The organism is Gordonia sp. 852002-10350_SCH5691597, from assembly GCF_001665715.1.
GTDB classification, from domain to species: Bacteria; Actinomycetota; Actinomycetes; order Mycobacteriales; family Mycobacteriaceae; genus Gordonia; species Gordonia sputi.
The window spans coordinates 16,973-29,060 of record NZ_LZMO01000014.1 but is presented as its reverse complement, the minus strand read 5'-3'; the positions used below and the strand labels follow the sequence as shown (position 1 = coordinate 29,060).

Here is a 12,088-nt window from a genome sequence, read left to right as displayed (position 1 = left end):
CCAACGCGAACGACGCGACCCGTACGTGCTCGCGGATCAGCAGGTCGATCCGTTCGGTGGCATCGGTGGCGTCGGCGCGGATGTTCACTCCGAAGGGCTTGTCGGTCAACGACTTCGTCTTCGCGATTGCCGCTTCCAACTCGGCGTAGGTCATCGTCGCCGACGCCACCGATGCCACCGAACGGATCGACCTGCTGATCCGCGAGCACGTACGGGTCGCGTCGTTCGCGTTGGCACCCAGGAAGGACCTGATCGCGAAGCTCAAGGACAACGGCGTCGTGGTGATCCCATCGATCGGTGCGGCCAAACACGCGGTGAAGGTCGCGTCGTGGGGTGCGGACGCGGCGATCGTGCAGGGCGGAGAAGGCGGCGGCCACACCGGACCGGTCGCGACGACGCTACTGCTTCCCTCAGTGCTGGATGCATTGCGCGACAGCGGTTCCGACATGCCAGTGGTCGCGGCGGGAGGCTTCTTCGACGGTCGGGGGCTCGCCGCGGCACTGGCATACGGAGCCGAAGGTGTCGCGATGGGTACCAGATTCCTGCTCACCGCAGACTCCGCCGTCCCCGACGCGGTGAAGCAGGAGTATCTGACGCGCACCCTCAACGACACCGTGGTCTCGGTGAAGGTCGACGGTATGCCGCATCGGGTGCTGCGCACACCACTCGTGGAGGCCCTGGAGAGCGGCAGCCCGATCCGCGCACTGTTCGCTGCGGCACGGAATGCCAACGAGTTCAAGCAGTTGACCGGCATGAAGTGGACGACGATGCTGCGCGACGGGCGTGCGATGCGTAAGTCGGGCGAGCGTAGCTGGCAGCAGGTCATCATGGCGGGTAACACCCCGATGCTGTTGCGCGCGGGTCTCGTCGAAGGTGATACGCGCGCAGGAGTTCTCGCATCCGGTCAGGTGGTCGGGATGATCGACGATCTGCCCAGCTGCGATGCCCTCATCCAATCGATCATGGACCAGGCACACGAGCGGCTGAAAGCGCTGAGCACACTGGGGTGACGCAGCGGCCGGTGCGGCGAACCGTCACCCGTGGTGGCGACGGTATGCCTCGATCGCGGCCGGATGAAGTTGCAGTCCGTAGACCTGAATGAGAGTCTGCGTATCCAGGAACTGCACTCCGACAGTACCTTTCGGGATGAGCTCCGACGCCTTGTCGACCAGGGCGTCGACCACCGCTGTGACCGCCGAGTCCGGAGTATCCGTGGTGGTGAGCAGCACGCTTGGCACGCCGATCGTCGCCGTCTCGGTGCGCGTGCCGTACATTCCCGCAGGGACAGCAACCGGTTCGTAGAGCGGGCCGTACCTTTCGCGCAGAACGGCGAGTTCGGCGGACAGGTCGAGTAGCCTGATCCCGCCCGCTGGACCATAGCCCGGTCGGGGAATGGCTGACGGGGTGGGTACGCCACCCGCCCACATCGCCGCGGCGACCATGCCCGACGCCAGTGATTCGAGCACGTTGGTCAGCGATACCGGGGCGATCTCGACATCGTCGGGCGTCATGGAGGCCGCGGCGAGGACGCGACGTCCCGTCCATTCGGTACCCGAGCCACGCGCGCCGAGGCTGATTCGCTTTCCCCTCAGATCCGCAAATGTCTGAATGTCACTTGTCGCGGGCACCGCGAACTGCACGTAGTTCTCGTAGACCCGTCCGACGGCTCGCAGCGGCCCGCCCCGCGCCGCGGCTACATCGCCGAGCGAGAGTCCGAAGTCGACGCGCCGCTGTTCCAGAAGTTCGATGTTGCGCACCGAACCGCTGGTGTTCATCGGTTCGAGGCGGGTGGAACCCTCGGCCATCGCCGACGACAGCAGTGTGGCGAACTCCGCCTGAAATCCGCCCGGCTCACCTGTCGCGATCCGGTACGTGCGCACGTCGCCACCCGCGCAACCAGCAGCAAGGAGCGGCATCGCGACGATGCCCTTGAGCAGTGTCCGGCGCCTCATACGCCTTCTCCCCCGATGTTGAGATGTGCTGGGGTATCGAGATCTGCGGGGGTGTCGAGATCTGCTGCGGCATCTCGGCGCCTCACCAACCGCACGCGAACGCTCAGTCCGCCTGCTGCAGATCTGCCGAAGTGCACGTCTCCCCCGACCGCACGGACAAGGATGTCGACGATCGCGAGCCCGAGCCCCGTTCCGTGCGCCTTGTCCCGCGTGAAGAATCGCTCCGTCAGCCTCGGCACGTCCTCGTCTGCGACTCCTGGCCCGTCGTCGGCGACCTCGATAACGACCGACTCGGGCGAGTCCTCGGGTATCCCGATCGACAGCGCGATCTCCGGATGTGGTCCGGCGTGCCGTGTCGCGTTGTCGACGAGAACGTCGATCACCTGCGCGAGCGCATCCTCGCTGATCCGTGCCTGTGTTGCCGGATCACCGAGCTCGTCGCGGAAGACCAGCCGCGCACCTCGCTCACGCACGGGCACCGACCAGAACTCGACGCGGTCGGCGAGCACGGTTGCGGCCGTACTCCATTCGTCACGACGTCCGCTGTCGAGCGTCGGGGTCTCGGCGCTGGCGAGAGTGAGGAGTTTGTCCAGGATGAGCTGCAGTCGTTGTGCCTCGGCACCGATCATCGCGAAGTCGTCAGACAACGCATCGGGAACCTCCGACTCCACGATGTCGATCCGGAACTGCAGTGCCGCCAGAGGATTACGCAGCTGGTGGGAGGCATCTGCCACCAGGCGACGCTGCATCTCGACCGATCTCAACACCGTCGCCACCAAGCCGTCGAAAGTATCGGTGAGTTGACGCACCTCAGGGGGCCCACCGGTTTTGGTGTCCGACGCAGCGCTCAGCGGCTCGTCAGCCGCCGATGTCGGAATGGACGGCAGTTCCCGTGCGAGGTCGGTCATCGCGTCGGACAGGTCCGCAAGCGGACGCAGCACCCAGCGGCTCAACACCACCGCGAGCGCGGCGAACGCGAGGATCACCAAAGCGGCGCCACCGACGATGAGCAGCCACCAGCGGGTGACGTCAGACCGCGTCGCCGCTGTCGCGGATCGCAGAACCACAGTGCCGTTCACCTGGGCGCCGCTGCCGACCGGGGCGACGAACACCGCCGAGTCGGGCCCCCACGGGGCCACATGCCGAAGCTCCGACGACTTCTCGTTGCGTAGCCCACGAGTCACCGCCGCCCGCATCTCCTGATCCGTCGGGCCGACCGACAGATCAGGGACACCGCGGGTCGAGACGATCAGCACCGAGTCTCCGTATACGTCGTGATAGGCACGGATCTCATCGGCTATACGGGCCGAATTGCCCGTCGTCACATACTCGTTCGACATCGCGGCGAACCGAGTCACATCGCTTTCACGCTGCTGCACGAACTGCCGGGTGCGGGCTTGCGACGACACTTCGATCAGTGGCACGGCAAAGCCCGCGATACTGACTGCGCCGATGATCGCGAGCACCAACAGCAGTCGCCTACGCATCGTCGACGACCCCGTCCCAGCGGTAGCCGAATCCGCGGATCGTTGCGATGAGCCCCCGACGACCGAGCTTGGCGCGTAGTCCGGTCATATGGACATCGAGCGAGCGCGATACGGCCACAAAGGCATCACCCCACACCTGATCCATGAGCGCGGCACGACTGACCGCCGACCCCGCGTTCCTGACCAGGACCGCCAAGATGTCGAATTCCTTTGCGGTGAGCTCGATATCGCGTCCGTCGACAGTCGCCGTGCGGGCGTCGAGATCGATGGACACATCACCGGACACCACGAGGTGTTGTGCCCCAGCAGGTTCCGCCCGGGCGGCTCGTCGACTCACACTGTCGATGCGCGCTACCAACTCGACGAATCGGGCAGGCTTGACCAGATAGTCATCGGCTCCGAGCCGCAGTCCGCGCACCACCGACCGCTCGTCGCCTCGGGCGGTGAGCACGATCACCGGTACCGAACTCACCTGCCTCAGCTGTCGAAGTACCTCGAGGCCGTCCTGATCGGGTAGGCCGAGATCGAGCAGGACGAAATCGAATCCTGCGTGGTGCAGCAACAGATCAGCCCCGACGGCGTATCTGGTCGGCTCGTGTCCGAAGCGTCGCAGGCCTGACACGATTGCGCCCGCGACGCCGTCGTCGTCCTCCACAACCGCAATACGCACGACGCCCATTATCCGCATCCCGAGGTCTCGGAATGCGGATAATGGTGGCAATCAGTCGAATTCATCGAGGCGAGGTGGGACCCTCATCGATGAGCGACTTCGTTCCTGTTTCGGCGTACTGCACTGTCGCCGAGGGAAAGTCGACGGTCGACGGGTTCGACGAACCGACCAGTGAATCCGGCGAGGCAACGGGCGTGGAAGTCGACTCCTTGGCGCCGGAGTCGGCGGAGTCGAGCATCGAGTCGCCCCGCGTCTCCTTCATGAAGTACGCGGCGATCCATGTCAGCAGGGCACAAGCGGAGACGTAGTAGAAGAAGGCTCCCTCATGGCCTGCCTGCTTGAGTCCCAGCGCAATCGGCTCAGCCGTTCCACCGAACACCGCCGTGACCAGCGCGTGAGGCAATCCGACGCCGAGCGCACGCACCTTGGTCGGGAAGAGCTCGGCCTTCACGATGGGACTGAGTGCCGAGTAGGCGGTGACGATCGTCAATCCCGCCATCATCAGGCAGAAGGCGACGAGCGCGTTGGACACATGGCCGAGGGTTGTCATGATCGGAACGGTGAGCAGCGTGGCGCCCGCGCCGAAGAAGAGCATCACCTTGCGGCGTCCGATCTTGTCCGACAGCGCACCGGCCAGCGGCTGCATGCACATGTAGACGAACAGTGCGCAGAAGCTGATCCAGGCAACTGTCTCCTTGTCCATTCCCGCGGTGTTGATCATGTATTTCTGCAGGTAGGTGGTGTACGTGTAGTAGCAAACGGTTCCACCGATGGCCAGCGCGAAGACCAGCGCGAACGACTTGCGGTACTGCATGAGGGTGCGGAGTGTTCCCTCCTGCTTGGCGGCACCCGCACCCAACGCGGCCACTCGCTGCTTCTCGGCGAGGTACTGCGGTGACTCGTCCATCCCTCGTCGGATGATCATCACCGTCACCGCTGCGACCGCACCGATCACGAACGGCACACGCCAGCCCCATGAATCCATCTGTGCCGGTGTGAGAATCTGCAGCAGGATGATCTGGACGCCGAGTGCACACAACTGGCCGAGGACGATCGAGACGTATTGGAAGCTGGAGAAGAATCCGCGGCGGCCGGGCGTCGCCACCTCGGAGAGATAGGTTGCGCTCGAACCGAATTCACCTCCCACCGAAAGTCCCTGCAGGAGCCGCGCGAGCACCAGGATCACCGGAGCAAGGATCCCGATGGTGGCGAAACCCGGTGTGACCGCGATGAGTAGCGAACCGGCCGCCATCAACAGCACGGATAGGGTCAGTGCGTTACGGCGTCCGTATCGGTCGGCGAATCGACCGAGGATGTACCCACCGAGTGGACGCATCAAGAAGCCGACCGCGAATACGACTGCGGCGGAGAGCAATTGCGCCGTTTGGCTTTCACTGGGAAAGAACACCGGGGCGAAGAACACACTGAACGCGGCGTAGACGAACCAGTCGTACCACTCGATCAGGTTGCCGATGCAGCCTCGGAAGACGTTGGCGACGACGCGCCGGTTGGATGTGGAGGACTGTTGAGTCATCACACGCTCCTTTGTTGATCTGGGACTTTTGTGAGGTGGGGCTTGCTGTCCCCATCACTGTGGCAGCGGTCACACATGTAGCCAATGCCTCGCGGCGTTTCCTAACAGTCCCTTTGGAAAGCCCGTGCAACCTGCCGATGCCCTATACCGAGAACTCGGTCAGATCAGCCGGGCCGACGGCCACCGTCCACTCGCGACCGAGGTGGTGACGACCTCACCGAGCAGTTCGACGACGAGGTCACACGCCGTCGACTGCGCCCGGTTGCGCGCTACAGCGGTGCCGATCGTCCGCGACAGAGCCGCGCCGACGATCGGCGCACAGCTCACCGACTCCGCAGCGTCGATCGCCATCGCGGGCGGAAGCACCGTCCACCCGTGACCATCGGCGACGAGCCGACGTTGCACGGCGGCGTCGTTGGTCTCGACTGCGACGGAGATGTCCACGCCTGCGGACGCGGCGTCGACGATGCTGCGCAACCCGTGCGGAGGGGCAGGCAGCACGAGGGGATGCTGCAGCAGTTCCTCCAACGTGACCGGTTCGTCGGCATGCAGGCCGGCCGAACTCGGCGCCACCGCCCACAGGTCTTCGCGCAGCAGCGGGCGAATCCGGAAGGCCGAGGTACTCGGCTGCTCGAAGAGCAACGCGACGTCGACGTCGCCTAGTTCGAGCCACTGCGCCAGGTGCCCCGCGTATCCGACGTCGACGCGTAACGCGATTCCTGGATACCGTTGCGACACAATCGAGATGAGTTCGGCAGCGAGCAGGCCGACGGTCGACGGCAACAACCCGATGCTGACCCGCCCGCGAACGTCCTCCCCGGTACCCGAGAGCACTTCTGCCCGTGCCCGGTCGAGTTCCTCCAGCGCACGTCGAGCACGTTCGAGCACCCGTTTCCCGTTGGCATTCAACGACATCCCGGATCTGCTCCGTTCGAACAACTCGACGCCCAGTTCCGATTCCAACGCGTGGATCTGCTTCGTGACAGCCGGTTGCACCACGTGCAGTGTCTTCGCAGCAGCGGTCACGCTTCCGGTATCGGCCACTGCCAGCAACGCCCGTAGCTGTCTGATCTCCACGTCATCTCCACTCGCCCCGCCGTTTCACGAGGTCATCGGCTATCGGTTGCAAGCATCGCGCCGGCGAGCATTCCGGTGAGGAATACACAAGCATTCCAAACTCCTATTACCCGCTCGCTCCCATAACGATAGAGAATTGTCGGTAGATCAACAACGAAAGGTTCTGCCCCATGTCCACTGCGCTCACCGACGGTGCATCAGCCAACGACAGTGCACTGACCAACGACGGTGCATCGACCGACGGGTCACCGGCCAAGATTGACGGTCCCGGCTGGCAACGCGACGTCTTCGAAGTACTCAAGCAAGGCGGGGTATCGCAGATCGCCTATGTCCCCGACGCCGGTCACTCGTACGCGATTCGCGCGGCGATTGCCGACCCCGACATCACCGATGTCGTGCTGACCACCGAGGAAGAAGGGGTGGGAGTCACCGCAGGCGCCTGGCTCGGTGGTGTGCGCTCAGCGTTGCTGATGCAGAGCAGCGGCGTCGGCAACTGTCTGAACATGTTCTCGTTGCTCGAGATGTGCCGATTCCCGTTCCTGACCCTCGTGACGATGCGCGGTGAGTACGCGGAGTTCAATCCCTGGCAGATCCCGATGGGTTCGACCACCCAGCGAGCACTCGAACTCGGTGGGATCACCGTGCTGCGTGCCGACAAACCGGACGAGGTTCGTGAGGTCACGCAGGCCGCCCTTGAATCGACCTTCCTCGCGGGCGAGCGCACCGCGGTACTGCTCGGACAAAGCCTCATCGGCCGCAAGAAGTGGGAGCGAAACTGACATGACCGCAACTGATTTCACCGCTATACGAGAGAACGCGACGATCGACCGCCGCGAGTTCGTGTCGGCATTGATCGATCGCGTTCCCGACGCGCTCATAGTCACCGGGCTCGGCTCGGCGTCGTACGACGTCTTCGCCCACGGCGAGCGCGACGGGAACTTCTACCTCTGGGGCGCGATGGGCGGTGCTGTTCCTGTCGGCCTCGGACTGGCACTGGCTCAGCCAGACAAACCCGTCGTGGTCGTGACCGGCGACGGTGAGATGCTGATGGGCATCGGATCACTCGGCTCGGCCGCGGTACGGGCTCCCGACAACCTGACGGTCGTCGTACTCGACAACGGCCACTTCGGCGAAACGGGCATGCAGCGCAGCCATTCCGGGCTGTGCGCACGCCTTCTCGACGTCGCGCACGGCTTCGGGATTCGTGACTGCCGCGAGGTCGATTCGCTCAGCCAGGTAGCCGACGTCGCGTCGAACATCAACGCGCGCAACGGACTCACGTTCGTGCAAGTGCACATCGACACCGGCGAGCCGCCACGCGCGCTTCCCCCACGCGATGGTGTCGCGGTGAAGAACAAGTTCCGCACAGCACTCGGCTTGCCCACATTCTGAGGAAGGACGGCACCATGCAGACCTATCAGCTCCGCATCAACGGCCACTGGCGCGACAGCAGCACGGGCGAGTTCTTCGACTCGTTCGACCCATACACCGGGAAACCGTGGGCCAGCGTGGCCCGCGGTAGTGCCACCGACGTCGACGACGCCGTCTGCGCCGCACACGACGCGCTCACAGACAGCGCGTGGTCAGAGATGACGGCGAGCGCACGCGGCAAGCTCTTGCATCGGCTCGGCGATGCCATCGCCGCCAACACCACCGAGCTGGCCCGAACCGAAGTGCGCGACAACGGAAAACTGTTCGCCGAGATGTCTGCGCAGACCGCCTACATTCCGGAGTGGTTCTACTACTACGGTGGCCTGGCAGACAAGATCGAGGGATCTGTTGTGCCACTGGACAAGAAGGGCTACTTCGCCTACACGACGTCAGCTCCGGTAGGCGTCGTCGGCATCATCACACCGTGGAACTCACCACTGCTCCTACTCACCTGGAAGCTGGCGGCGGCTCTCGCTGCGGGCTGCACCGTTGTCATCAAACCTTCCGAGCATACGAGCGCGTCGACACTCGAATTCGTTGCGCTGCTCGAGGAAGCAGGCCTTCCGGCGGGCGTGGTGAATGTGGTCACCGGGTTCGGTCAGGAGGTCGGTAGTCCTCTGGTTGATCACCCGCTGGTGCGCAGGGTCAGTTTCACCGGCTCGGACGCCACCGGCAGCCGGATCGGCGCGCAGGCCGCGGGCGGCATCAAACATGTCGGCCTCGAACTGGGTGGCAAGTCGCCCAACATCATCTTCGACGACGCCGACCTCGATGCCGCAGTGAACGGCGCGGTGTCGGGAATCTTCGCCGCAACCGGTCAGACCTGTATCGCCGGATCACGGTTACTGGTGCAGTCGTCTGTCCACGACGAGGTGGTCAGGCGCGTCGTCGAACTGTCGAAGACCGCGCGCATGGGAGATCCAGCCGATCCGGACACGCAGGTGGGGCCGGTGACAACCCGCGACCAGTACGAGAAGGTTCTCTCCTACATCGAGATCGCGAGATCCGAAGGCGCACAACTGAGTCTGGGTGGAGCAGCCGCAACCCGACCCGAGTGCGGCGACGGCTGGTTCGTCGAACCCACGATCTTCACCGGCGTCGACAACTCCTCGCGCATCGCACAGGAAGAGGTCTTCGGTCCTGTGCTCTCGGTGATCCGATTCGACGACGAGGCCGAGGCGATCGCCATCGCGAACGACTCCCGATATGGTCTCGGCGCAGGCGTCTGGACCTCCGACATGGCGCGCGCGTTCCGGATGACTGCGGCTATCGAGTCAGGCACCGTGTGGGTCAACACCTATCGCGCGGTGAGCTACATGATGCCGTTCGGCGGCGTCAAGGAGTCCGGCCTCGGTCGCGAGAACGGCATCTCGGCGGTGGACGACTATCTGGAGACAAAGAGCGTGTGGATCAACACCGGCGCACCCTCCGGCAACCCGTTCGTGCTGAAGTGAACTAGCTCGACCCCGCGATGTGGGCGTGCTCTACGCGCAGGTTCTTCTTGAGGATCTTGCCCGACGGGTTCTTCGGCAACGCCTCGGCGAACACGACGAACTTGGGCCGCTTGTACGGTGCGAGGATCGAAGAAAGATGGTCTATCACTTCTTCTTCTGACAGCGTGACGCCCTCCTTGGGAACGACGACAGCCGTCACGGCCTCGATCCACTTAGGATGCGGCACACCGAAGACGGCAACCTCCGCGACACCGTCGTGGAGGTAGATTGCCTCCTCGGCCTCGCGGGAGGCGACGTTCTCGCCACCGGTCTTGATCATGTCCTTCTTGCGGTCGACGACCGACAGGTACCCGTCCTTGTCGATCACGCCCAGGTCGCCGGAGTGGAACCAGCCGTTACGGAAAGCCTCGGCGGTCTTGTCCTCGTCGGCGTAATAGCCCAGTGCCGCATGCGGACTGCGGTGCACGATCTCACCGACCTCGCCGACAGGCAGCGGGTTGTCCTCGTCGTCGACAACGCGGGTTTCGACGTTGAGTGCCGCGCGACCCGCCGATCCGGCCCGGTCGAGTTGCTCGTGCGGCTGCAGAATGGTTGCCAGCGGCGACATCTCGGTCTGTCCGTAGAAGTTCCAGAGTCGGACCTCCGGAAGCCGACGCGCCAGCTCTCGGAGGACTTCGACGGGCATCGCTGCGGCACCGTAGTAGCCCTTGCGCAACGACGAGAGGTCGCGGGTGTCGAAGTCGGGGTGGCGCAGCAGCGAAATCCATACGGTGGGTGGACAGAATAGTTTGGTGACGCGCTCGGCCTCGATGGTGGCCAACATCGTTGCCGCGTCCGGCGCGTGCAGGATGATGCTGGTCGCTCCGAGATAGACGTCGACGGAGAAGAAACAGTCCAACTGGGCACAGTGGTACATCGGGAGCGCGTGGATCTCGACGTCGGAGCCCTCCATCCCACCGTCGACGATGCACGAGACGTACTGCGTCATCAGTGATTTGCTCGACAGCAGAACGCCCTTGGGACGTGACTCGGTGCCGGAGGTGTACATCATGCGGACCGGCTCGTCGTCGTCGATGACGACGCCTGGGGCAGACGCGTCACCGGTGGTCATCCAGTCGGCGACCGGCTCGAATCCCTGCGGTGCCTGCGTCTCCGCCAGGGGAATCCACCCGCGGATGTCGATGGGCGTACCCGAGGTCTCGATCGCTTCGATGACCGTCGACCCGAGCGCATCTTCGACAACGACGCCCGACGCCTGGCTGTGGTCGAGGATGAAGGCGATCTCGGAGACGCCGAGTCCGAAGTTGATCGGTACCAGGATCGCTCCGATCCGCGCGCACGCGAAGTTCAGCACGGCGAACTGCCACGAGTTGTGACTGATCAGCGCCAGCCGGTCGCCACGATCGAGTCCGCGAGCGGTGAGCGCGTTGGCGCAGCGGTTGACCGCGGCGTCGAACTCGGCGTAGGTGAGGCGCACATCGCCGTCGATGAGCGCCATCTTGTCGGGCGTGCGTGCAGCCGTGCGGTGCAGCATGTCGCTGATCGTGTTGCCGCGTGCCGTCGCCACCGCCGCCTGTGTTGATGCGGTGAAGGTCGATTCCCTCGAGGTCGATTCCTTCAAGGTCGACTCACCGTTGCCTGTACTCACCGCGCGCTCCTTCGTCCCTACCGAACGCCACCCAAATTACTAGGTCATCCAAGTATGTGGACGCGAATCGGCAGTTTGAAGGCAACCAGAGGATTCGACCCAGAAGGATCCAGCCCAGAAGGATCCAGCCCAGAAGGATTCGACCCAGAAGGATTCAGCGCGGCAGTATTCCGTCGAGCACGATGGACAGGTACTGCTTGGCGATGTCGTCGACCGACAGCGAGCCGCCCGGCCGGTACCAGCGGACCGCGACCCAGACCGTGTCGCGTAGGAAGCGGTACGCCAACTCGATGTCGAGGTCGGCGCGGAACTCACCGTCGGCGACACCGCGCGCGAGTACCGAATGCCACAGTTCACGGAATTCGACGTTGCGTTCGTTGATGTACGCGAAACGCTCCTGTCCTGCAAGACGTTTCGCCTCGTCCTGATAGATGGCGACCGCGTGGCGTTGTGCGCCTATCGATTCGAACGAGGCGACCACAAGCTCGCGCAGCGTCTCGGTCGCGGACAGTTCCGCGGCGGCGATCTCCTGGTATCGCGCGAAGAGCGCGTCGAGGAAGCCTCGCAGGATCTCGTCGACCATCGACTCCTTGGAATCGAAATGGTGGTAGAGGCTTCCTGACAGAATGCCGGCCGAATCGGCGATGTCGCGCACCGTCGTCGACCGTAGTCCCTGCTCAGCGAACATCCGACCTGCCGTCGCCAGCAGTTCGTCTCGCCTGGTTGACCCGTTGCGTGTCGCCACTCGGCCACCCTAGCAACTGCTTGGGCGTCGTCGTGGGTCCACCGATCGGCTGAGTCGAATCCAGTCGAGCGGTGGATTCGCGCGCGGCCT

10 protein-coding genes and 2 pseudogenes are annotated in these 12,088 nt (G+C 64.2%); 4 read left to right on the top strand and 8 right to left on the bottom strand.

The annotated features are described in order from the left end of the window. Positions 1–154, bottom strand: a pseudogene (locus tag A5777_RS24510) (nitronate monooxygenase); the annotation flags it as partial. Between A5777_RS24510 and A5777_RS00935 the strand changes: the two are divergent. Further along, positions 153–1,010, top strand: a pseudogene (locus A5777_RS00935) (NAD(P)H-dependent flavin oxidoreductase); the annotation flags it as partial. The pseudogenes A5777_RS24510 and A5777_RS00935 sit on opposite strands and share 2 nt — an antisense overlap. Before the next feature lie 24 nt (positions 1,011–1,034). Here A5777_RS00935 and A5777_RS00930 read toward each other — a convergent pair. The 5 genes from A5777_RS00930 to A5777_RS00910 all read right to left on the bottom strand — a co-directional run bounded on the left by A5777_RS00930 (position 1,035) and on the right by A5777_RS00910 (position 6,720). Then, a complete protein-coding gene (locus tag A5777_RS00930; protein ID WP_064861315.1) occupies positions 1,035–1,952 on the bottom strand; it encodes a TAXI family TRAP transporter solute-binding subunit in 918 nt (305 codons plus the stop codon). Continuing rightward, positions 1,949–3,439 carry a sensor histidine kinase gene (locus A5777_RS00925; RefSeq protein WP_064861314.1) on the bottom strand — a complete coding sequence of 497 codons (1,491 nt, stop codon included), beginning with the start codon at positions 3,437–3,439 and terminating at the stop codon, positions 1,949–1,951. Before A5777_RS00925 ends, A5777_RS00930 begins: the two co-directional genes overlap by 4 nt. Continuing rightward, on the bottom strand, positions 3,432–4,109 hold the full coding sequence (locus tag A5777_RS00920) for a response regulator transcription factor (protein ID WP_064861319.1): 678 nt from the start codon (positions 4,107–4,109) through the stop codon (positions 3,432–3,434). The genes A5777_RS00925 and A5777_RS00920 overlap by 8 nt, the downstream gene beginning before the upstream one ends. 61 nt (positions 4,110–4,170) lie before the next feature. Then, positions 4,171–5,643 (bottom strand): MFS transporter, encoded by a 1,473-nt coding sequence (locus A5777_RS00915; protein WP_064861313.1) that lies wholly within the window; start codon positions 5,641–5,643, stop codon positions 4,171–4,173. A 159-nt stretch (positions 5,644–5,802) separates the two neighbouring features. Next, positions 5,803–6,720 carry a LysR substrate-binding domain-containing protein gene (locus tag A5777_RS00910; protein WP_064861312.1) on the bottom strand — a complete coding sequence of 306 codons (918 nt, stop codon included), beginning with the start codon at positions 6,718–6,720 and terminating at the stop codon, positions 5,803–5,805. A 170-nt stretch (positions 6,721–6,890) separates the two neighbouring features. Between A5777_RS00910 and A5777_RS00905 the strand changes: the two genes are divergently transcribed. From A5777_RS00905 to A5777_RS00895, 3 genes are read left to right on the top strand one after another with little or no spacing between them, the layout of a single operon-like run. Then, entirely contained in the window at positions 6,891–7,499 is a 609-nt protein-coding gene (locus tag A5777_RS00905) for a phosphonopyruvate decarboxylase (RefSeq protein WP_231894901.1), read from the top strand. A gap of 1 nt (position 7,500) precedes the next feature. Continuing rightward, on the top strand, positions 7,501–8,112 hold the full coding sequence (locus A5777_RS00900) for a thiamine pyrophosphate-dependent enzyme (protein ID WP_064861311.1): 612 nt from the start codon (positions 7,501–7,503) through the stop codon (positions 8,110–8,112). 14 nt (positions 8,113–8,126) lie between these two features. Further along, positions 8,127–9,605, top strand: coding sequence for an aldehyde dehydrogenase (locus A5777_RS00895; RefSeq protein ID WP_064861310.1), 1,479 nt, complete (start codon positions 8,127–8,129; stop codon positions 9,603–9,605). A gap of 1 nt (position 9,606) precedes the next feature. Here the strand turns inward: A5777_RS00895 and A5777_RS00890 are convergent, their stop codons facing one another. Then, positions 9,607–11,253 (bottom strand): acyl-CoA synthetase, encoded by a 1,647-nt coding sequence (locus A5777_RS00890; RefSeq protein ID WP_231894900.1) that lies wholly within the window; start codon positions 11,251–11,253, stop codon positions 9,607–9,609. Positions 11,254–11,407: 154 nt separating this feature from the next. Further along, positions 11,408–11,998, bottom strand: a complete 591-nt coding sequence (locus A5777_RS00885; RefSeq protein WP_064861309.1) for a TetR/AcrR family transcriptional regulator — start codon at positions 11,996–11,998, stop codon at positions 11,408–11,410. Positions 11,999–12,088 lie beyond the last annotated feature (90 nt).